Annotated in this window: 18 protein-coding genes and 1 tRNA gene; 9 read left to right on the top strand and 10 right to left on the bottom strand. The window is 66.2% G+C overall.

The window, feature by feature from the left end; translation table 11 throughout:
* Window positions 1–47: 47 nt before the first annotated feature.
* The 3 genes from H5T65_03935 to H5T65_03925 all read left to right on the top strand — a co-directional run bounded on the left by H5T65_03935 (window position 48) and on the right by H5T65_03925 (window position 3,110).
* Window positions 48–680 (top strand): response regulator transcription factor, encoded by a 633-nt coding sequence (locus H5T65_03935; GenBank protein MBC7258376.1) that lies wholly within the window; start codon window positions 48–50, stop codon window positions 678–680.
* A gap of 14 nt (window positions 681–694) precedes the next feature.
* Window positions 695–2,107, top strand: a complete 1,413-nt coding sequence (locus H5T65_03930) for a HAMP domain-containing protein (GenBank protein MBC7258375.1) — start codon at window positions 695–697, stop codon at window positions 2,105–2,107.
* Window positions 2,108–2,276: 169 nt separating this feature from the next.
* On the top strand, window positions 2,277–3,110 hold the full coding sequence (locus H5T65_03925) for a hypothetical protein (protein ID MBC7258374.1): 834 nt from the start codon (window positions 2,277–2,279) through the stop codon (window positions 3,108–3,110).
* Window positions 3,111–3,466: 356 nt separating this feature from the next.
* On the opposite strand, the gene H5T65_03920 is transcribed toward H5T65_03925, so the two are convergent.
* From H5T65_03920 to H5T65_03910, 3 genes are read right to left on the bottom strand one after another with little or no spacing between them, the layout of a single operon-like run.
* The gene (locus H5T65_03920) at window positions 3,467–4,189 is read right to left on the bottom strand and encodes an ABC transporter ATP-binding protein (protein ID MBC7258373.1); all 723 of its coding nucleotides are present in this window, start codon (window positions 4,187–4,189) and stop codon (window positions 3,467–3,469) included.
* A gap of 42 nt (window positions 4,190–4,231) precedes the next feature.
* Window positions 4,232–5,392 (bottom strand): ABC transporter permease, encoded by a 1,161-nt coding sequence (locus H5T65_03915; GenBank protein ID MBC7258372.1) that lies wholly within the window; start codon window positions 5,390–5,392, stop codon window positions 4,232–4,234.
* 44 nt (window positions 5,393–5,436) lie between these two features.
* Entirely contained in the window at window positions 5,437–5,964 is a 528-nt protein-coding gene (locus H5T65_03910; GenBank protein ID MBC7258371.1) for a DUF2318 domain-containing protein, read from the bottom strand.
* A 269-nt stretch (window positions 5,965–6,233) separates the two neighbouring features.
* Here H5T65_03910 and H5T65_03905 point away from each other — a divergent pair, with 269 nt between their 5' ends.
* Both H5T65_03905 and H5T65_03900 read left to right on the top strand, forming a co-directional pair.
* Entirely contained in the window at window positions 6,234–6,659 is a 426-nt protein-coding gene (locus tag H5T65_03905) for an EamA family transporter (GenBank protein ID MBC7258370.1), read from the top strand.
* A gap of 74 nt (window positions 6,660–6,733) precedes the next feature.
* A tRNA-Val gene (locus H5T65_03900) sits at window positions 6,734–6,810 on the top strand.
* 36 nt (window positions 6,811–6,846) lie between these two features.
* Here H5T65_03900 and H5T65_03895 read toward each other — a convergent pair.
* The gene (locus H5T65_03895) at window positions 6,847–7,311 is read right to left on the bottom strand and encodes a GNAT family N-acetyltransferase (GenBank protein MBC7258369.1); all 465 of its coding nucleotides are present in this window, start codon (window positions 7,309–7,311) and stop codon (window positions 6,847–6,849) included.
* Between the two features lie 335 nt (window positions 7,312–7,646).
* Here H5T65_03895 and H5T65_03890 point away from each other — a divergent pair, with 335 nt between their 5' ends.
* The 4 genes from H5T65_03890 to H5T65_03875 all read left to right on the top strand — a co-directional run bounded on the left by H5T65_03890 (window position 7,647) and on the right by H5T65_03875 (window position 14,370).
* Complete coding sequence (locus tag H5T65_03890) at window positions 7,647–8,942, top strand: hypothetical protein (GenBank protein MBC7258368.1); 1,296 nt, start codon at window positions 7,647–7,649, stop codon at window positions 8,940–8,942.
* Between the two features lie 15 nt (window positions 8,943–8,957).
* The gene (locus H5T65_03885; protein ID MBC7258367.1) at window positions 8,958–10,538 is read left to right on the top strand and encodes a G5 domain-containing protein; all 1,581 of its coding nucleotides are present in this window, start codon (window positions 8,958–8,960) and stop codon (window positions 10,536–10,538) included.
* 27 nt (window positions 10,539–10,565) lie between these two features.
* Window positions 10,566–13,568, top strand: coding sequence for an O-antigen ligase family protein (locus tag H5T65_03880; protein MBC7258366.1), 3,003 nt, complete (start codon window positions 10,566–10,568; stop codon window positions 13,566–13,568).
* Window positions 13,569–13,689: 121 nt separating this feature from the next.
* The gene (locus H5T65_03875; GenBank protein ID MBC7258365.1) at window positions 13,690–14,370 is read left to right on the top strand and encodes a GntR family transcriptional regulator; all 681 of its coding nucleotides are present in this window, start codon (window positions 13,690–13,692) and stop codon (window positions 14,368–14,370) included.
* Between the two features lie 469 nt (window positions 14,371–14,839).
* On the opposite strand, the gene H5T65_03870 is transcribed toward H5T65_03875, so the two are convergent.
* From H5T65_03870 to minC, 6 genes are all read right to left on the bottom strand, one after another.
* On the bottom strand, window positions 14,840–15,502 hold the full coding sequence (locus H5T65_03870) for a DUF2344 domain-containing protein (GenBank protein MBC7258364.1): 663 nt from the start codon (window positions 15,500–15,502) through the stop codon (window positions 14,840–14,842).
* Window positions 15,493–17,337 carry a TIGR03960 family B12-binding radical SAM protein gene (locus H5T65_03865; protein MBC7258363.1) on the bottom strand — a complete coding sequence of 615 codons (1,845 nt, stop codon included), beginning with the start codon at window positions 17,335–17,337 and terminating at the stop codon, window positions 15,493–15,495. Before H5T65_03865 ends, H5T65_03870 begins: the two co-directional genes overlap by 10 nt.
* Before the next feature lie 64 nt (window positions 17,338–17,401).
* Entirely contained in the window at window positions 17,402–18,499 is a 1,098-nt protein-coding gene (gene rodA, locus H5T65_03860; GenBank protein ID MBC7258362.1) for a rod shape-determining protein RodA, read from the bottom strand.
* A complete protein-coding gene (gene minE / locus H5T65_03855; GenBank protein MBC7258361.1) occupies window positions 18,492–18,755 on the bottom strand; it encodes a cell division topological specificity factor MinE in 264 nt (87 codons plus the stop codon). Before minE ends, rodA begins: the two co-directional genes overlap by 8 nt.
* A gap of 75 nt (window positions 18,756–18,830) precedes the next feature.
* Window positions 18,831–19,631: a septum site-determining protein MinD gene (gene minD, locus H5T65_03850; GenBank protein ID MBC7258360.1), complete on the bottom strand. Its 801-nt coding sequence runs from the start codon at window positions 19,629–19,631 to the stop codon at window positions 18,831–18,833.
* 23 nt (window positions 19,632–19,654) lie between these two features.
* Window positions 19,655–20,317 (bottom strand): septum site-determining protein MinC, encoded by a 663-nt coding sequence (gene minC / locus H5T65_03845; protein ID MBC7258359.1) that lies wholly within the window; start codon window positions 20,315–20,317, stop codon window positions 19,655–19,657.
* Between the last annotated feature and the right edge of the window lie 426 nt (window positions 20,318–20,743).

Raw genomic sequence — 20,743 nt, 5'->3', positions numbered from 1 at the left:
CCTCATCCCCGCCCGTGACCTGGATGCCGTGAAGCGCCGCACGCGCGATAGCCGACGACCATGCCCTGGTGCGCCAGGGAATCCGCCAGTTCCTAGAAGAAGCCGACGATATTGCGGTGGTGGCCGAGGCTGCGGACGGAGCCGAGGCAGTGCGGGTGGTAGAAGAGTATCGGCCTGACGTCGCCATCCTGGACATCCAGATGCCAAGACTGACGGGCATTGAGGCCACACGCCAGATCAAGAGCCGCCTCCCGAGCACCCGAGTCCTCATTCTCACCGCCTACGACGATGACCCTTACGTCTTCGCGCTGTTCCAGGCCGGCGCCGACGGGTACATCCTGAAATCCGCGGACGCGGACGACCTGTTGGAGGCTATACGGAAAGTTTACCGCGGCGAGCCGGCGCTTAGCCCCGAAGTTACCGATACCGTGTTGCGGCAGATCAAAAAGGGAGGCCCCGCCCAGGCGGCAGAACAAGTGGAGCCTCTCACCGCGCGCGAAATCGCCGTCTTGCGGCTGGCGGCCCAGGGGCTGACAAACCGGGCCATCGGGCGCGAACTGGGTATCAGCGACCGCACCGTCCAGGGCCATCTGGCCAACATCTACGGCAAACTGAATGTGAGTAGCCGCACCGAGGCTGTTACCGAGGCGCTCAAACGCGGATGGATTGTCCTAGAGTAGGAGCAGCGTCCTGAATGTCCACGGATGCACGCACCACCCCACGAAGGAGATGGTACCGCCGGCTTGAAGTGCAACTGTGGCTGTGGGCAGTCATGCCCCTGACGCTGGCGCTGGTCGCCTTCACGCTGACTGGCGTCTATAGCCACCAGCGCGCGATGCACGACTTCGTAGCCGAGCGCGACGCGGCGCTGGCGGGTTTGTACGCCAGGCAAATTGAGGACGGCCTGGCGCACGGAACGATCTACCTGGATGGGACAGGCATCGCGCTGACCGTCCGCGATGCGCACATTGGCAAGCGCGGCATCCTCTACGTAGTGGACAGCGAAGGCCACGCTGTATTCCACCCGGACCCCGCCGTCGTAGGTCAGGACCTGTCCGCTAGCCCCGCTGTGCAGGCAGCCATGCGCTCCATCAGCGGGACCGTGTCGGGCCGTCTCCCCGATGGCACCGAGACCATTGCGTCCTTTGCCACCGTGGGCGAAACCCGTTGGCGCGTCATTGTGGAGGAACCTGTGGCCGATGTGATTGTGCCCATCCTCCGATTTTCAAGCCTTGTGCCGGCGTTGGTTGCCGCCGCGGTAATCCTGTCGGTGATCATTGTCTACTTTTCGGTGCGCACCATCGTCCGCCCGCTGCAACGCCTGGCGGATGCGTCCGCCAGGATAACGGGAGGCGAGTTCTCCGGGCTGCAACTGGACGTGGGCGGGGTAGAAGAAATCCGCGACCTCCAACACGCTCTTAGGGACATGGTGGAGCGCATCCGGCGCTACCAGGAATCCATGCGCGACTACATTGAGGGCATCACCCAGGGGCAAGAAGCCGAACGCGCGCGCCTATCGCGGGACCTCCACGACCAGACGGTGCAAGACCTGATCGCCATGACCCAGCGTTTGCAGTTGGCCCAGCGCGCCCTGGAACGCGGCGACTCGTCGGCCGCCTTGGATGCGCTCCGTGCCGCGCGCTCGCTGGCCCAAGATGCGCTGGGCGAACTGCGCCGACTCATTCGCGCCCTGCGGCCTATCTATCTGGAAGACCTTGGGTTTCTTCCCGCGCTAGAGATGCTGGTGCGAGAGACCCCGAACCCCCCTGCCGAACTCCGCGTATCCGGGGAGGCACGCCGGCTTCGCCCTGATGTGGAACTGGCCGCGTTCCGCATAGCACAAGAGGCGCTCGCCAACGCCGTCCAGCACGCAGGAGCCAGCAAGATCACTCTGACCGTCTCTTTCGGCAAACGCGGAATAACCCTGTCGGTGGAAGACGATGGAGTCGGATTCATCCTGCCGGACATCCCCGACACGCTGACCCACCGGGGACACTTCGGCCTTGTGGGCATGAGGGAAAGGGCCGCGCTGCTGGGCGGGCGGCTGGAGATCCGCTCGGAACCCGGGCGTGGAACCCGAGTAACCGCTTGGTTTCCGGCAGAATAGCCAACCCTCGGCACCCCTGCGTGCGTCGCCAAACTGCCACCCGACGGCCTGCTATACACCCCGCCGTTCTGCCTACGCCTTTCCCCGCCACAATCCCCTGTTCGCACCCCCAATAGCGAGTACAATGAGAACGTAAACACATTCCACAAGTTGGGGAGGAAACAAGAACATGAGAGTCAGATGGATTGCACTTGCCACCATTGGGATCACCGCTGCGCTCGTGCTGGCTCTAATGGGGGCCGTATGGTATCTCGGGAGCCGCAACATTGCCCAGGCCCAGGGGCCGCAAGGCTGGTTCGGCGGATGGGGCATGATGGGGCGCTTCCTCGGCACCGGCCCGGCCGCCACGGGAACGCCCGCGCCTCAAGGCCCGCAGTCAGGGGCCTGGGGACCTATGGGCATGATGGGCCGCTACTTCGGCGCCTCGGGCGGGTCTCTCGCCATGCCCTGCACGGGCGGGTTTGGCACGCCCGCCAATCCGGGCGGTCAGCCTATCAGCATCGCGCAGGCCCAGGAGGCAGTGGAGAAATACGTGGCTAACCTGGGCTTCAGCAACCTCAAGGTGGACGAGGTGATGGAGTTCACCCAGAACTTCTACGCCATCGTCAAAGAGAGCGACACGGGCATCGGCGCCATGGAATTGCTGGTGGACAAGTACTCGGGGGTCGTGGGGCCGGAATACGGACCAAACATGATGTGGAACGCCAAGTACGGGATGCACCGTGCGGGCGTAGCCCCGTGCTGCTCCTGGGGGAGCGCCGCCTCAGGTGCCATGACGGTAACGCCGGACGAAGCCCTGGCGATCGCGCAGCGATGGCTGGACACCTACCGCCCCGGCACCACCGTAGAGTCGCATGCAGACGCGTTCTACGGCTACTACACCGTCCACACGCTGAAGGATGGCAGGGTCAGCGGCATGCTGAGCGTACACGGCGCCACCGGCCAGGTATGGTATCACAACTGGCATGGCGATTTCGTCCAGATGATCGGCGAAGAGTCGTAGCCGCGCACCGCCAGACACAAGAAACCGAAAAGCATCCGTGGCCGTAGAGGCTACGGATGCTTTTTCGCCGCTCTGTGAGCGTCCGGCCCGCCAGGCGGCGAAGATTCCCGGTCCCCGACCCGCAGGGCTTCGCACCCCCCGCCCGATTCTTCAGCGTCGGGCGTCTCCCTCGCTCAGCATGGCAGGCGAACGGCAGGTTTCGCCGTCGCAGCGGCGGGCGATGCACCTGCGCTGGCGGCGCCAACAAAAGGCGAAACCCGAACCCCCATGCCCGATAGAGCGCAAAGCGGGCATGGAGCCGTTCGAGCACTGGGCCGGAGGAGGCAAGGGGCGTTCCTCAACGGCCCATCAGGATGTCAACGGAGGGCCGCGGACAGAGCCGCCCGCGCAGGCTCCGACGATCGCATCGTTGCGCCCCCGTCAACGATCTGGCCGTCCAGGATGCGAATCACGCGCCCTGCATAGGCTGCCGCCTGGGGGTCGTGGGTTACCATCACGACGGTTTGTCCGGCCCGGTTTAGGTCGCGTAGCAATGCCAGCACCTGGGCGCCGGTCGCCCGGTCCAGGCTCCCCGTAGGCTCGTCGGCAAGTAGAATAGGCGGACGATTGACCAACGCCCGCGCCACCGCCACGCGCCCCTGTTCCCCGCCGGACAACTGCGAAGGGAGACGGCGCTCCTTCCCTTCTAAACCCACCTGCGCCAGGACCTGATGGGCTCGGGCGATCTTCTCCCCGCGAGGAATCGGGGCAATGGCCATGGTCAGCAGGACGTTCTCTAAAGCAGTCAAGTACGGCAGCAATTGGAGTTGTTGAAAGACGAACCCTATGTACTCATGGCGGAAATCGGCCTGCTGTTCGGTGGACAGGCTGTACACGTCAATGCCATCCACAAGCACGCGGCCGGAAGTAGGCGAGTTCATGCCACCCACAACGGTGAGCAGCGTGCTCTTGCCCGACCCTGACGGCCCCATCAGAGCCACGAATTCCCCTTCTGCGATCGTCAGGCTCACGTCGCGAAGGGCAACAACCGGAGCGCCGGCAGAATTGTAGACTTTGCTCACATCGTGAAGTTCAATCATCAGGCGTTCTCCTTTGCGACAGTTCATTCGCAGCAAGGGCTGCTACAGCGCCCGTAGGGCAACCGTCGGGTCCACGCGCGTGGCCTGCATGGCCGGGTACAGGCTGGCCGATAGCCCCACGGCCAGGGCACACGTGACCGCTAGCACGCCCATGATGGGGTCCCATGGCACAGGTGCGCTCACGTTTGCCAACCGCGGAACCAGCAAGATGGCCGCCCCCAAGCCTGCCAGCCACCCCAGCATGCCGCCCGCCAGGCTCAACAGCGCCGCCTCGCCGAGAATGACTCGCGCCACGTGCCGCTGACGGAACCCCAACGCGCGAAACAGCCCGATTTCCTGCCGCCTCTCGGCCACCGCGCCCAGCATGGTCGTGAGCACGACCAGCGCGCCGATGATGATCACCACGACCGATGTGGCCGCCGCAAAGCGTTCCAACTGCCCCACTGTCTCCATGCGCAAGGCAACCGCCTGTCGCAGCGCCGTTACGCGAGCCTGTGGCAGCGCCTGTCCAATCTGCTCCACGATGTCTTCAATCGGGCATGCTGTGCATAGCGCCGCCACTTCCACCAGACTAACCGCCCCGGGGTGGCCCAATGCCTGCTGGGCTTCAGATAGGTCCACAAACAGAATGTCGTCATCCTGGGAGCCGTTTTCGGCGAGGACGCCCGCTATACGGAACGTTCTCCCGTTTATGTCAACTGCATCGCCCGGCTGAACGGACAGGCTCTGGGCCAACCTGGCCCCTATCAGTGCGTCTTCCGGATCCGTCGGCTGCATCCCCTGCTCCACGCTCCACCAGCGTTTGAGCCGCAACTCATCCGCAAAGCGCACGCCGGCCATGAGGACCTGCCGCCCTCCGAGCGACACTGCTCCGAGCAGTTTGGGCGCTATCACGCTGATGTTCGCCGCATTCTGGATGCTTCCGATGCGCTCCACGTCCGCCACGGTCAGAGACGCCACGTCGTAGGCCGCGGAAGCCACGGTGACGCCGCCGTAGGATAGCGCCAGGTCGTTGGACTTGGGCACGACCACAATGTTAGCCCCGAATTCATCCATCTTCACAGCCACGTCCGCCTGCATGGCCCGGGTGATGCTCATAAGCGCCACGGCAGTGGCAACGCCGATGGCCAGGCCGAGCACCAGGAGCATCATGCGCCCTTTCCGCCGCCACAGATTCTTCAGCGCAACATCTATCAAACTCATTTCTGCATTCTCCCGCGACCTATTCCGCGTGACAGGGAACCCGATTAGAAGTACTTGATTCCGGCAGCGATATCTTCTGCCTGGATCACCAGCATGTCCCCATCCACCGCGCGATTCAGCGGCGAGGGATTGCAACCGCCTTGCACAACGTTGATCTGATCGGCAGGAAAGCGCCGCCCGCAGTTGTTGCACACGACCTCATCGCCTTCCTGACGATAGCCTTTCTTGAACGGGTAGCACACGTCGCAAGCGTTGAAAGCCGCGCGCACGGTTCCATCCGCGCTCTTGAGAACGAAAAACTCCAGAGGCTTTCCGTTGTACACATAGGTGTAGTGGTGAGCCTTGCCATCATCAAAGGTTGCAAGCGGCAAGCGAACGACCCCGTTCTCCGCCTGTACCACTGGATACGGCGCGTGTCCAACCGTCGCGGCCTTGACCGAGGGCGACGACGGTTGCGGTGCATCCCCCGTTGCGGGGGATGGGCTAATGACTCTGGCGCCTGCGCCGGGGGATTTACCGAGCACAAGCGCCACTCCCGCTGCAGCCAGCAGGACGAGCGCGGCCCCCAGCATGAAAACAAGCGGAGACCTGCTGCGAGACTTCCTACTGGGCTGGGGCTGAAAGCGCGCCCGCTTTCGGTCGCGGGCAGTACCAGGGTGGACCCTTTTCTGATTCACGAGACCCCTCCAATATCTGAAAAGTTACCTTGACGATTATACGTGGCTGGCTGCAGCGATGGCAGGGCACAATAGCGTGCTCACCATGCGCCATTTAGCGGGGATAGGGCCAATCGCCACGTGTGGTATAATCGGCGCAACAAATCCCAACAGGAGGCAAACCGATGAACCCCCAACTGCTCGCTCTGTTCACCGCCATCGCGTGGGGCGTGGGTGGCTTCTTTGAGAAGAAGGGGCTTCACCTGGGCAACCTATCGCCCCAGGTGGGCATCACCATCCGCACCGCCGTCGCGCTCATCATCCTCGGCGCGGCCAGCGCATCCCAGTGGAAGAGCATCGCCCAGGCAGGCGCCAAGCCCCTCTTGATGATGGCGCTTGGGGGCGGCGTGCTGGCAGGCGCTGTGGGAATGCTGTGCTTCTACGCCGCCATCAAGGGCGCGCCGCTGGGCCGCGTGATGCCTATCGCCTTCACATCGCCCCTCTTCGGCGCGCTCATGGGCATCCTCTTCGGCGGCGAACCGCTCACGTGGAAGACGGCCCTGGGGATGCTTCTGACCATCGGCGGCATCGTGACGCTGACCATAGGCTAGGCGGCTAGGGGCGCGGCCGAACGGCGGATTTTTGCACATACCGCCATTCTGCTGTATAATGCCATCAGTGGTGTGGGCGGTTAGCTCAGTCGGCCAGAGCGCCACGTTGACATCGTGGAGGTCGTAGGTTCGAGCCCTATACCGCCCACCACAAGCCCCCGAGGCTCCGTCTTCGGGGGCTTTTCGTTTACGGCGCCTGGCCCGTTTCGCGCTGGCATAGGATGGTGGAATGCTCCTGAAACCCGGCCTTGCGGTACAAGGCGCGGGCGGCGGCGTTTTCGGATCGGACCAGCAACCGCACTCCGGCCAGGCCCAGTTCCCGGCTCAAGTCCGCCGCGTGGTTCAGCAGCGCCATCGCCACGCCCTTGCGCCGGTGCGCCGGATGGACGAACAACTCGTCCACATACAGGTAGCCACGGCGCGAGTCGGCCTTGGGGATGCGGCACACGTGGGCGAACCCCGCCGGCTCGCCGCCCACGCGGGCCAGCAGCACCCAGAAGCCATCGCCCCGCAGAAAGTCCCAGGCGCGGCGCGCTTCCTCCGCCCCTGCGCGAACCTCAGCAACCGCGGCGCCCTCCCTGTCCGCCGCCCACAGCGACACCAAGTCGTCCCAGTCCGCCGCCGTAGCCTGCCCCACCGTGATGCCGGCCATTGTCCACCTCCGTGGTCAGAAGCATAGCGGAACGCCCACAGGTTGGCAACTCGCCCCGCCTGTGGGAGAACACGTAGGGCGGCTTTCCATAGCCGCCCGCCCATCCCCTCGCCCCGCCCGCGGGGAGAGGGCTAGGGTGAGGGGTGCAGTCCCCTCGCCCCGCAACGCGGGGAGAGGGCTAGGGTGAGGGGTCAAAAGCCGACTGGACGTTGCAAAATTGCACACCCTAGAGTATAATGTAGCGCAATAATGAGGATACGCTCTGCGGCCAGGCCGTAGAGACGCGCTCGGCAAGCGCCGAGTCCGCGTGCAAGTCATTGAGGAGTCAGAGGCCGATGAAAAGGTTGAGAACCTCCGCGTGGCTGGGCCTGTGGATCGTCCTGGTGCTTGTGCTCCCGATCTCCCCTGGCCTGGCTGGCAGGGGCGCATCCGCCGTATGGGCGGCCGCGCAGGATACCGAAACCCCCACGCCGACAGAGACGCCCACCGACACCGCAACGGAAACGCCGACGGCCACGCCCACCGACACCGCAACGCCCGAACCGAGCGCCACGCCCACCGAAACGCCCGCGCCTACCCAAACGCCCACGCACACGGTCGCGCCCTCGCCGACGAACACAGGCGCGCCTACGCACACGCCCACGCGCACCCGCACGCCGACCGCCGCGCCCACGGCCACCGCGACGCGCACGTCCATCCCGTCGGCCACGGCAACGCCGCCGCGCCTGCCCGACTACGTCATCACCGGCATCCGCACCGACCCCGCCATCCCGTACCTGAACCAACCGTGCACGGTCATCGTCAACATCACCAACAAGGGTGCCGCGCCGTCGTACACCATCACGTGGGTGGCGCTCTTCAAGAACTCCGAGACCACACCTTACCAGCAGATGCCCGTGTACCCGATTGCGGTCAACGCGACGCAAATCGTGTCCTTCACGCTCACCTTCGCCTCTCCCGACCAGGCGGGCTATCACTACCTCTTCGTCAAGGCCGACTACACCAACGCCCTGACGGAATCCAACGAGGACAACAACCGCGACTTCATCTACGTCCGCGTGTTCCCGCAGCCGACGGCCACGCCGACGCCCACCATCACGCCGACTCCGTCGCGCACGCCCACGCCTACCAAAACCGCCACGGCAACGCCCACGCGGACACGGACGCCCACGCGCACGCCGACGCCAACGTTCACGCTGCCGCCGACGCCGACATCCGGACTTACGCCTTCGCCCACATTCCCGCTTGAGATCCCGACCCAACTGCCCACGCAGACGCCGACGACGGCGGCCCTCGCGACGGCCACGCGCACCCCGTTGCGCCCGCAGGGTTCGCCGACACAACCGCCTGCGACGCCATCGCCGACGCCGTCCGGCGGGGCCGAGAAGCCCTGGGGCATCATCTCCGTGGTCGTGGGGGTCTTCCTGGGCCTGCTGCTTGTCGGCGGCGGCATCCTGGCCCTGGCCCCGCGCCTGCAGGCAAAAGACGACTCGGGCGAGCCAGGCGCAGGCCCCGCGGACCCGGGCGAGCCTGCGGCGGGCATTGGGCAGCGTATCGCGGGGTGGTTGGAACGCATCGGGCTGCGCGGGGGCGGCCCCGATGACCACCCCGGCGGCCAGGATCCAGCCTAGGTACTCCAAGAACCTATGAAACCCGGTGCCGTTTGCCGCCGCTCCAGCCGCCGATACTTTGCCGTTGCGGCCTGCGCCCTCATCGTCGCGGCGCTGGCCCTGCTTTCCGCCTGCGCGTCCCCCAGCGCCACGACCATCACCATCGTGGCCGATGGCGAGGAGCGGGTCTTCAGCACGACCGCCGCGACCGTCAACCAGGCGCTCAAGGAAGCCGGCGTCGCGCTGGGTGCGCTGGATCGCGTGTCGCCGCCCTCGTGGACGGCCATCGCGCCTGGGCTTCGCATCGTCATCGTGCGCGTTACCGAGGAGATGCTCACCCAGACCCAGCCCATCCCCTACGCGCGCAAGATCATCCACGATGAGGCGCTGCCCGCCGGCGAGCACCGGCTCATCCAGGCGGGCAAGGAAGGCGTGGAGGAACTCACCTACCGCATCGTGCGCGAAGACGGCGTAGAAGTGAGCCGAAACCTGGTGAAACGCGCCACCGCCGTCGCGCCGGTGGATGAGATTCTCGTCGTGGGTTCCAAAGGCTCGCTGCCCCCCGTGGCGTTCAAGGGCACCATCGCCTACATCTCCAGCCGCAACGCCTGGATCATGCGCGAGAACAGCGAGGGGCGCAGGCCCCTGACCTCGGAGGGTGACCTGGACCGCCAGGTCTTCAGCCTGTCCCGCGACGGGAAACTGCTCCTGTACTCCCGCGAGAACCCCAAGGGGGATGATCCCGTATTCAACTCGCTGTGGGTCATCACCACCACCGTCAAGGGCGAATCTCCGTCGCCGCTCGGGATTGACAATGTCCTGTGGGCCGACTGGTCGCCCGCGGGCGATGCCATCGCCTTCTCCACGGGCGAGCGGGCAGCGGGCATCCCGGGGTGGAAGGCCCGCAACGACCTGTGGATCGCCCGCGCGCCCACCTTCACGCCGACGCAGGTTTTGTCGCCCACGGCCAACATCTACTATCCCTGGTGGGGCACCACCTACGCTTGGGCGCCCGACGGCACAAAACTCGCCTACGCCAATGCCGGCGAGGTCGGCGTGGTGGACATGAGCACCGGCACGCGAAAGCGGCTGGTGCAGTTCGCGCCCTTTGACTCGCAAAGTACCTGGGTCTGGGTGCCGGGGGTCTCCTGGTCGCCCGACAGCCGATTCCTCGCGACGGTCGTTCACGGATACGCGGGCACCGGCATCCCCGAAGAAAGCCCGCTCTTTGACCTCTGGATTCTGTCGGCCGACGGCGCCATGGTAGTGCCTGTGGCCCGCGACGTGGGCATGTGGGCCAATCCCGCATGGTCGCCGTGGACGGAAGAAGCCCAGACCCAGAACGTGATCCTCTTTGGCGTCGCGGAAAACCCGACCCACTCGCAACTGTCGCTGTACGAACTGTACATCATGGACCGCGACGGCAGCAACCGACGCAGGGTCTTCCCCCTGCCCGGCGAGCGCGGCGTGGACACGGTGGAGACCGCATGGTCGCCCGACGGCCAGGCCGCCGCTCTGGTCTTCCAGGGCGACCTGTACCTGCTGGATCCCGCATCCGGCCAGGTGCAGCAGTTGACGGCCGACGGGAACAGCAGCCATATCCGCTGGGCAAAGTAGGAATCTTATCGGAAGCAGGAAACTCGCATGAGGGGAATATCGCGCACCGAACGGATTCTGGGCGTGGTCGCGTTGGGAGCGATGGCCCTGCTCGCCATCGTCTTGGCGGTTACGGCCCCTGCGCGCCCGACCGAGCCGGCATGTCTCCCCCACCGCCACGCCATCCCGTCGGGCGTGGGCGTGAACGTGCAGTTGCAGGGGCTTCCCGCCGAGACGATAGCCCAACAATTGGACGGGGTGAAGGCGGCGGGGTTCACCTGGATTCGCCAGCGGATGTCGTGGGCCAATACGGAGCCGACGCCCGGGCAACTGGCCTGGGACGCCTGGGATGCCATCGTGGAGGGCGCGGCCAGCCGGGGGCTTCAGGTCATCCTCGTCCTGCAAGACGCGCCCGCCTGGGCCAAGGCTCCCAAGGATGTGCCCTTCGCGGGAGCGCCTCCCCGCGAGCCGGATACGTTCGCGCGCTTCGCCGAACAGGTCGCCGCGCGCTTCCGGGGCAAGGTGGCCGCCTACCAGGTCTGGGACGAGCCGAACCTGGGCGCGCACTGGGGCAGCGACGGCGTGAACCCGGCGGCCTACGCGGCGCTCCTCGGCGCCGGCTATCGGGGCATTCGCCGCGGCGACGCCGATGCGGTGGTGCTGGCGGCGGGCCTGGCCCCCACAACGGAGCGCAGCCCGGCGAACCTGAACGACCTGGATTTTCTGCGAGGCCTATACGCCGCGGGAGCAGGCCCGTTCTTTGACGCCCTGGCCTACAAGCCCTACGGCTTCTGGAGCGATCCCGACACCGCCGCAGACCCGAACGTTACGAACTTCGCCCGCGCCGAACTCATCTACGACATCCTGTGCCAGAATGGCGACGGGCACAAAGGCATCTGGGCGGTGGAATTCGGATGGAACGCCCTGCCCGACGGCTGGGCGGGAAAGCCCTCGCCGTGGGGCACGGACCGCGCAGAGCGGCAGGAGGCCCGTTCCGTCCTGGCGGTGCGGCGCGCGCGGGCGCAGTGGCCGTGGATGGGGCCCATGATCTGGGCCGCGTTCCGGCCGCAGGCCCCCGCCGACGATCCCGTGTGGGGGTTCGCGCTCGTGTCGCCCGACGGCCAGGCGCGGGCCTTCGTGCGCGAGTTGGGCGCGCTCTCGGCCCTGCACTACACAGGCCCCGGCCGCTACGAGGCCTCGCCATCCGCCGCCACGTGGATGGGCGACTGGCGGTTTTCGCCCCTGGGCGCCGACATCGGCAAGACGGGCGACGCCGTTGAGATTCCGTTCACCGGCACAAGGATTGACCTGCACCTTCGGCCCGGCGACTACTGGGCCGTGCTCTACGCCACGGTGGACGGCGCGCCCGCGAACCGCCTGCCCAAGACCGCCGACGGCAAGGCGTACATCGTGCTGTACGACCCCGCCAACCAGCCCGCCACGGTTACGGTGGCCAGCCACCTGGACAACGGCCATCACGTCCTGCGCCTGGAAGCCGAGGGAGGCTGGGGTCAGTGGGCCATCGCGGGGTGGTCCGTCCTGCGCGAGGAGCATGGGCATCTGCCCGTGTGGCTGCTGGCGATTCCGGCGGCCGTGCTCGCGTTCGTCCTGTTTGGGAGCGCCCTGTGGTGGGCGCGGGTGGTGTACCGATGGGTGGAACGGGCGCGCTGGCTCCATGGGAAGGTGTTTGCCCTGGGCATAGCCATCGGCGTGGCGCTGTTTCTGTGGCGCGGCCCGGCCTGGCTGCCGCTGGTGGGGCTGGCTCTCCTCATCGTGTGTAGCATCGTGCGGCGCGACATCGCCCTGGGGGCCATCGCGGCATCCCTGCCGTTCTACCAGGTGTACGGCTCCGTCTTGGGCCGGCACGCCTCTCTGACCCTGGCGCTCTTGGCAACGGCCGTCATCGCCGCCATCTGCGACGGCTACCTGGTCTGGGTTGTGGAGGGGTCGCTGGGGCGGCGCGTGTACGGCCTGCGGTACACGTGGAAGCGGGTGCAAGACCGTTTCGCCGGCTGGTGGCGCAACCTGGACGCCATGGACTTCGCCGTTGTAGCCCTCGTGGTCGTGTCGGGGCTGTCCATCCCAGGCTCGCAGCGCACGGATGTCAGCGTGCGGGAATGGGTGCAGGTGGTTCTGGCAGCGGCCGTGTTCTACGCGCTCATCCACGCGCAGAAAGGCAGCCGCCCGGCCTGGATTCTGGTGGATTGGCTCACCGCAGGGGCAACGGCCGTGTCGCTCGTGGCCATAGCCCAGTTCATCACCGGCAGCGGCGTGATCACCGCCGAGGGCGTGTTGCGCGTGCGCGGGTTCTACGGCTCGCCCAACAACCTGGCGCTGTTCCTTGGACGCACGCTCCCCATCGTGCTGTGCCTGGCTGCCTTCGGGCGCAGGCGGCAGATTGCCTACGGCCTTGCAGCCGTGCCCCAACTTGCGGCGCTGTTCCTCACGTTCTCCAGGGGGGCGCTCCTGTTGGGGATACCGGCGGCGCTGCTCTTCATCGGGATCGTGCGGCGCGGCAAGACCCTCTGGGCCATGCTGGGAGGCGCCGCCGCGATCGTCGCCAGCCTGATCCCGCTGGCCGGCACGCAGCGGGTGGCCTCGCTCCTGCAAACCGGCCAGGGGACTACGTTCCTGCGGCTGAACCTGTGGCGGGCGGCCTGGAACATGATACGCGAGCACCCCTGGCACGGCGTGGGGCTGGACAACTTCCTGTACGCCTACCGGTCGCGGTTCATCCTGCCCGTCGCCTGGGAAGAGCGCAACCTGTCGCACCCCCACAACTTCGTCCTGGACTGGTGGACGCGCCTGGGCACCCCAGGGCTGGCCGTCCTGGCATGGCTGCTGGGCGTTTTCTTCGCAACCGTCGTGCGCCTGTATCGTGGCCGCACCGACCGCACGATGCGCGCCGTAACGCTCGGGCTGGCCGCCAGCATGATAGACGCGCTGGCACACGGGCTGGTGGACAACATGTTCTTTCTCACCGACTTGGCGCTCGTATTCGCCCTCACCCTGGGGGTTGTGGGGCTTCTGAGACGGGAAAGGGGCGAATAGGAACGACCGGCAAGCGCCGGCGGGCCTGGATACGGCAGACGTACTCGTGCTTGACAACGGGCCGCCCCGTGGGGCAATATACATTTGTCGGGAACACCTGAGCAACGACAGGAGGGGAGAGTTGCAAGGGCCACAGGATTGGACGGCACCGTCCTATCGCACGCTCCAGGAATTGGTAACGGATCGCATCCGCGAGGCCATCCTTCGGGGATGGCTGAAGCCCGGCGAGCGGCTGGATCAGGCCGAAATCGCCGAGCGGTTCCAGGTGAGCCGCATGCCGGTGCGTGAGGCGCTGCGCACGCTGGAGGCCGAGGGTCTGGTGAAGTTCTACCCGCATCGCGGGGTGGAGGTCTGCGACCTGTCGCCCGAGGAGATTGAGGAAATCTACCAGATTCGCAGCGCCCTGGAGGCCATGGCCATCCAACTGGCGGTGCCCCACTTCAACGAGGAGGCCGACCGTCAACTGTCGGCGCTCTTGCAAGAGATGGAAGAGGTCGCCGACGATCCGCCAACCTGGACGACGCTGAACTATCGGTTTCACCGAATGCTGTACGGGCTGTCGGGGCGGGCGCGGCTCTGCGCCATCATTGAGAGCCTGCGCAACACCGTGCAGCCCTACGTGGCCCGCGACGTCTCCCACCCCACGCGGGCGCGCCGCGCCATGGAAGAGCACCGCGAGATTCTGGCGGCGTGCCGCGCCGGCGACGCCACCCGCGCCGCGGAATTGATCTCGCAGCATCTCAAGCAGGTGTGCGACAACCTGGTGGCCAGCCTGCGCGGGGCGAAGGCGGAAGAAGCGTAGGGGGCGGCGAACGGGGGGCGAGCCACGTTTGACATCCCCCGCGTTCTGTGCGATAATGGTCTTGCTCGCACAAACGGCGAGCTTTGGAATCGCCATCCTTGGATAAGGAGGTGATGCCGATGGACAGTAGTAAGCGTACTGGCGCCGTAGCATCACCTCCCGTTGAGGGATAGGGCTACGGCGCACCAGAGAGCCTCTCTGCGGAGAGGCTCTCTGCGTTTTGCGGGCGCGGGTCAGAACCGTAGGGCGGCTATCCCTAGCCGCCGCCTGTCCCCTCGCCCCGCCTCGCGGGGAGAGGGCCAGGGTGAGGGGTGCAATCCCCTCGCCCCGCCTGCGGCGTGTGCCAGCCGTCGGGTCAGGGTCGGGTATGGAAACCCGACCTACAGGTTGCCGGCAGAACCGTAGGGCGGCTATCCCTAGCCGCCGTAGGCCTACGAGGTCAGCAGACGGGGTAGGAGAACAGCCAACGTTACGCAAACACAATCGCCGTGCGCTCCACGCCGCGCGCCGATTCCCACAGCCCCAGCGCCTTCAGCACCTCATCGGGCCTGCCCGTGCCCTGCGGCCCCGACTTGAGCCGCATGCCGAGGATGTATCGCCCCTCACGCTGCCCCACGATCCACAGGCGCTCCACCAGCGGCCGCAGATCGTAGTGAGCGTCGCGGCCCTTTCGCTCACGCTCGCGCACCACCGACTCCCGCGCCAGGAACGCCCGCAGATGCGCGTCCAGATCGGCGGCGGAACCCGGCCACTCCACTGCCGCCTGATAGTCCACGGTGGCCGACAGCGACATCAGCGCCGGCTCCGTCAGGGCGACCTCCGCGACGGCGAAGACCTCCACCCCCGCCGGCAGCACCGCATGGAGCCTTCGCATCACCTCGCCAGGCTCCAGCCGCGCCGTGAGGAAGAGGTCAACCTTCTCGGCGCGGCTCGTAACGCCGGTGGGCAGCGGGCAGGCCAGGGCAATCCGTGGCCTTGGGTTGAACCCCTGCGTGTGGGCGATGGGCAGGCGGGCGCGACGGCAGGCCCGCTCCCAAAGGCGCAGCATGTCCAGGTGCGACACAAACCGCAGCGGCTCGCCCTTGGCATAGTCCAGGCGCAAACGTTGCACGGCAGGCGCGTCTAGGGACATAGGGCCGTTCCTCCCGCCAGGGGCAACGCCGCGTTCACGCCGCACCCCACGCACCCCTCGCGGCAGTCGGGGGTGGGCATCGCCGCGCGGCACCGCTCGGCCTCGCGCCACAGGAACTCCTTGCGCACGCCGATGTCAATGTGATCCCAGGGCAGCGCCTCGTCCCTGTCGCGCGGCCTACGGCCGTAGAACTCGGGCGACAGCCCGCACTCGCGCCAGGCTTGCTCCCACGCCTCGGGCCTGTAGGCATCGCCCCAGGCGTCAAATCGGGCGCCCAGTTGCCACGCCCTGTAGATGACGTCGGCCACCCGTCGGTCGCCGCGCGACAGCGCCGCCTCCAGCAGCGTCGTGCCCGGATCGTGCCACGAGAACTCCACGCCCTTGACGCGCAGACCGCGCCGCAGAATCTCCAGGCGGCGGCGCAGCGTCTCGTCGTCCACCAGCGGCTCCCACTGGAACGGCGTGTGGGGCTTCGGGACGAAGGTTGCCACGCTCACCGAGACCTGGGCGCGGCCCCCGCGATAGCGCCGCCCCACCGCCACCACCTTCTTGACGAGATCCACGATGGCCTCCACGTCCTCGTCCGTCTCGGTGGGCTGGCCCACCATGAAGTACAGTTTGATTCGGTTCCAGCCGGTGCTGAAGGCCGCCTCGGCGGTGCGCAGCAAATCTTCCTCCGAGACCTTCTTGTTGATGGCGTCGCGCAGCCGCTGGCTCCCGGCCTCGGGCGCAAAGGTCAGCCCCGTCTTGCGCGTGGTCTGCACCATTTCGGCCAGGCGCACCGAGAAGGCATCGGCGCGCAAACTGGGCAGCGAGATGGACACGCCCTTCGGCGCGCAGCGTTCCGCGAGGGCACGCACGACCTCCTCAATGTGGCTGTGGTCGCTAGAACTCAATGACACCAGCGAGATTTCCTCGTGGCCGGTGGCAAGCAGCATCTCGTCGGCCGCGCGGACGATTTCGTCCACGGTCCGCTCCCGCACGGGCCGGTAGATGGTGCTCGCCTGGCAGAATCGGCAGCCCTGGGTGCACCCGCGCTGAATCTCCAGCATGGCGCGGTCGTGCACGGCCTGGATGTACGGCACGATGAGGCGCGTCGGCGGCGGGGGCAGCGCGGGGACCACTCGCTTCACGACGCGCGCCGGCGCCTCGGGCACCAGCGGAACCGTGCGTTTCACCCGCCCTTCCGCGTCGTATTCAGCCGCGTAGAACGAGGGCACGTAGATGCCGCCGATGCGCGCAGCCTGGCGCAGAAAGTCGGCCTTCGGGCGTGGCCCCGTCGCGCCGCCGCTCCGCTTCCAATCGGCGTACAGGCGCACCAGTTCCAGCAGCACCTCCTCACCCTCGCCGATGACGAACAGGTCAAAGAACGCGGCCATCGGCTCGGGGTTGTAGGCCCCGCTCCCGCCCGCGATGACCAGCGGATCCTCCGCGCGGCGTTCCGCGGCCAGCGGCGCCAGCCCTCCCAGCGACAGAATGGTCAGCGCGTTGGTGTAGTTCAGTTCGTAGGGCAGGCTGATGCCCACGATGTCAAAATCCGTGAGCGCGTGGCCCGTCTCCAGCGAATACAGCGGCAGGCGTGCCTCGCGCAGGCGCGCCTCCATGTCCAGCCAGGGAGCGTACACCCTCTCGCACAGGATGTCGGGCTGGCGGTTCAGGATGTCGTACAGGATCATCAGCCCCAGGTTGGACATGCCGATTTCGTAGGTATCGGGATAGGCCAGTGCCACCTTGACCGGCGTGGACGCCCAGTCCTTCACAACGCTGTTCCACTCGCCGCCGGTGTACCGGCCCGGCTTTTCCACTTCGCGCAGAATGACTTCCAAATCGGACACCATGCTCATGACGAAAACCCCAAACGTCTCCCCGAAGAGAACCGGAATGCGGCAATCGGCGCGGCTAGGCGAAGTCCAGTTTCCTGTGCCGGAGCGCCACGCTCTGGACCAATCCCAGCCCCAACAGCAGCGACAAGAGGGCGTTGTTCCCGAAACTGATGAAAGGCAACGGGATACCCGTGGCCGGAACCAGGGCCATGTTCATCGCGATATTCACCGTGGCCTGCACGAAGATATAGACGGCCATGCCCACGGCGATGAGTTCGCCAAACCGATCGCGCGCGACCCCGGCCACCCGCAGCAGCCGCCACAGCAGCAAGCCGAGAAGCGCGAACAGCACCATCGCGCCGACAAACCCCAACTCCTCGGCCAGCACCGAAAAGACAAAATCCGTATGGCGCACGCGCAGAAAGTGCAACTGGCTCTGCGTGCCGCTGGCAAACCCCTTGCCCAGCCAGCCCCCCGACCCGATGGCGATCATGGCCTGACCCACATTGTAGCCCGTGCCCTGCGGGTCGGCGGAAGGGTTGAGGAATGCCAGCACGCGCAGGCGCTGGTAGTCGTGCAGCGAGTACCACACCGCGGGAGCCGCGACGAGGCCCAGCCCCCCCAGCGCCCCCACGTAGGCCATGTTCACGCCCGCGATCGCGGCCATCCCCAGCCAGATGGCCCCCAGAAGCAACGCCGTGCTCAAGTCGGGTTGAAGATAGATGAGAATCATCGGCAGGAGCGTCGCGCCTAGGGAGACCAGAAACACCCGTCCCGATTTGATATCGTCGCTGTTTTCGGAGAAAAAGCGGGCCAGGAAGATGACCAGGCCGAGTTTCGCGAATTCCGACGGCTGGAACAGCATGAACCCCAGGTCAATCCACCGCTGCGCGCCGTGCGTAACGCGCCCGATGACCAGCACCGCCACCAGCGCGGCGATGACCAGGCCGTAGATGGCGCCCGTGATCGGCTCCAACAGGCCGTAGTCCACCGTAGCCAGCCCCAACATCAGCGCCAGCCCGATAGCAATAAAGATGGCCTGGCGGCGTGTGCTGTCCTCCAGGCCTTCGGTGTTGCGGGTTGCGCTGTACACCATGGCCAGCCCCATCGCCAACAGGAGAATCAGGGCGGCCATCAGCCAGAAGTCAAAATGTCGCCACCTGATTTTACCCACTCCGCCTGCGCGCACCCCTTTCCCGAAGCGGCATATCCACAATGAGCCGCTTGTTCTGTGTCAGCGTGATCTGGAGCCCTTCGCGGTCAATGTCCAGGTACTTGGAGATGCTGGCGACCAAATCGTCCTTGATGCGCTCCAGGAGTTCAGGCGACAACTTGACGCGGTCGTGTATCAGCACCAACTGCAGGCGTTCCTTCGCGACCTGACTGCTGGTGGGCTGCTTTCGTCTGAAGAGTTTGGCTATGGCGCTCATCCCTTCCCCCTCTTTTGATTTGCGCTCCGTGCCGACTGGGCCGGGCGAGGTGGCCGGACACGTCTGAACAATGCGCTAGTCGCCGCCGCGAATCACCTTCGCCAGGCGCGAGAAGAACCCGCCTTCGGGCGCAGGCTGATACATCGGGATGTCCTCGCCCATGATGCGGCGAGCGATGTTGTCCAACGCCTGCGCAGCCGGAGACCGCCCGTCCAGCACAATGGGCGTCCCCCGGTTCGTGGAGATCACGATGGCCTCGTCCTCCGGAATGATGCCCAGCAACTTGATGGCCAGAATCTCCACCACGTCCTCGGTGCTCAACATATCGCCGCGCCGCACCATATCGGGCTTCAGCCGGTTGATGATGAGCGAGCCGGGGCCTTTCTCCTGCGCCTCTATCAGGCCGATGATGCGGTCGGCGTCGCGCACGGCCGAGACCTCGGGCGTCGTTACGATGATGACCTCGTCGGCGCCCGTCACCGCATTCTGGAAGCCCTGCTCAATCCCTGCCGGGGAGTCTATGAGCGCATAGTCAAACTCGCGACGGAGTTGCTCGCAGACCTGGATCATGTCGGCCGGGCTGACCGCGGTCTTGTCGCGGGTCTGGGCGGCAGGGAGCAGGTACAACTCGTTGACGCGGCGGTCGCGGATGAGCGCCTGCCGCAGGCGGCACACCCCCTCCACCACATCCACCAAGTCATACACAATGCGGTTCTCCAGGCCCATGACAACGTCCAGGTTTCGCAGGCCGATGTCCGCATCCACCACAGCGACGCGCTGGCCGTGCTGAGCCAGCGCCATGCCCAGGTTCGCGGTTACGGTGGTCTTCCCAACGCCGCCTTTCCCAGAGGTTATGGTAATCACTTTGCCCGGCATCCTCGGATTCTCCTTTCAGACTCTCACGGCTCCCAGGGTTCGGCCACGATCTCCGTACCCCGCACACGCGCCATTTCAGGGCGCACCCTCTGTTTTGTCTTGTTGGCCTCGGGAGAGCGCGCAACGTTGCCGCTAATCCGCAACTGCATGGGCTGCAACTGCAGGGCGCACACCACCGCCGAATCGTCGCCCATGGCGCCCGCATGAACCGTGCCCCGCAACTTGCCCCAGACGATGATGTCGCCGCCCGCCACGATTTCGGCTCCCGGGTTCACGTCGCCCACCACCACCACATGCCCAGGGTAGCGAACGCTCTGGCCGGAACGCAGCGTCCGCCGAACGATGACGGCGGGCTCCTGCCCCGCCTCCAAATCCGATGGAGCCTCCTCGGGCGGAGACGCCGACGCCAGGCCCAGTTCCCGTGCGGCGGCCCGCGTCATGGGCGACTGACTGATGACCGCCCAGACGGTAATGCCGAGTTCACCCAGCACGCCGCACACCTGCTGCAAATCCGCGGGCGTCATGGGGCGGCTGCCCACGGCCAGCGCCACCTTGCCGCCCTGGAAGAACGCAGGCGAACGATTCAACTGCGCGCGAAGGTCGGCCAACAACAAGGGAAGGTCGCCCGCGCCCAGGCTCACCAGAAGCCCGTCGCGCGTGCCTTTGATTTTGACGCCGTTCGCCATAGTCCACCCCGATTCTGGGCGATGCTCTCGCGCGGCCGATGAGCCGAAATCCTTGCTATAGAGTAGCAATAGTCTTGCGAAAAGTCAAGTGGCACACGAACATGAATACGATACGTTTGGGTGGCTGCGTCCCCGCCAGCGAGTTGTAACCGCGAATAACACGAATGCACGCGAATGGGAAATTGGCGGCGCGATGCCAAGACACACAGGGCGGCTTCCCATAGCCGCCCGCCCCCTCGCCCCGCCTGCGGGAGAGTGCTAGGGTGAGGGGTGCAGTCCCCTCGCCCCGCCCACGGGGTTCAGGGGCGGACAGGGGTGAGGTGCGTGTCGGAAAACTCAGGCGGTTCGTGGGCATGGGCACCTTCTGAATATGAACGCGTGCAAATGGTGTGCTTGAATCTGCGCCTGCCAGTTCGGGGCATCCCA

It is taken from the genome of Chloroflexota bacterium (assembly GCA_014360805.1).
Lineage (GTDB): Bacteria > Chloroflexota > Anaerolineae > DTLA01 > DTLA01 > DTLA01.
The sequence above is the reverse complement of the archived record's forward strand: the minus strand, read 5'-3'. Positions and strand labels throughout refer to the sequence as shown.

What these genes read in the sequence shown, in the direction of transcription:
- H5T65_03905 (MBC7258370.1), top strand. Translation starts at nt 6,234, where the DNA reads ATGAACCCCCAACTGCTCGCTCTGTTCACCGCCATCGCGTGGGGCGTG.
- H5T65_03925 (MBC7258374.1), top strand. Translation starts at nt 2,277, where the DNA reads ATGAGAGTCAGATGGATTGCACTTGCCACCATTGGGATCACCGCTGCG.
- H5T65_03930 (MBC7258375.1), top strand. Translation starts at nt 695, where the DNA reads ATGTCCACGGATGCACGCACCACCCCACGAAGGAGATGGTACCGCCGG.
- H5T65_03885 (MBC7258367.1), top strand. Translation starts at nt 8,958, where the DNA reads ATGAAACCCGGTGCCGTTTGCCGCCGCTCCAGCCGCCGATACTTTGCC.
- minD (MBC7258360.1), bottom strand. Translation starts at nt 19,631, where the DNA reads ATGCCGGGCAAAGTGATTACCATAACCTCTGGGAAAGGCGGCGTTGGG.
- H5T65_03880 (MBC7258366.1), top strand. Translation starts at nt 10,566, where the DNA reads ATGAGGGGAATATCGCGCACCGAACGGATTCTGGGCGTGGTCGCGTTG.
- H5T65_03870 (MBC7258364.1), bottom strand. Translation starts at nt 15,502, where the DNA reads ATGTCCCTAGACGCGCCTGCCGTGCAACGTTTGCGCCTGGACTATGCC.
- minC (MBC7258359.1), bottom strand. Translation starts at nt 20,317, where the DNA reads ATGGCGAACGGCGTCAAAATCAAAGGCACGCGCGACGGGCTTCTGGTG.
- H5T65_03890 (MBC7258368.1), top strand. Translation starts at nt 7,647, where the DNA reads ATGAAAAGGTTGAGAACCTCCGCGTGGCTGGGCCTGTGGATCGTCCTG.
- H5T65_03920 (MBC7258373.1), bottom strand. Translation starts at nt 4,189, where the DNA reads ATGATTGAACTTCACGATGTGAGCAAAGTCTACAATTCTGCCGGCGCT.
- minE (MBC7258361.1), bottom strand. Translation starts at nt 18,755, where the DNA reads ATGAGCGCCATAGCCAAACTCTTCAGACGAAAGCAGCCCACCAGCAGT.
- H5T65_03915 (MBC7258372.1), bottom strand. Translation starts at nt 5,392, where the DNA reads ATGAGTTTGATAGATGTTGCGCTGAAGAATCTGTGGCGGCGGAAAGGG.
- H5T65_03895 (MBC7258369.1), bottom strand. Translation starts at nt 7,311, where the DNA reads ATGGCCGGCATCACGGTGGGGCAGGCTACGGCGGCGGACTGGGACGAC.
- H5T65_03910 (MBC7258371.1), bottom strand. Translation starts at nt 5,964, where the DNA reads ATGCTGGGGGCCGCGCTCGTCCTGCTGGCTGCAGCGGGAGTGGCGCTT.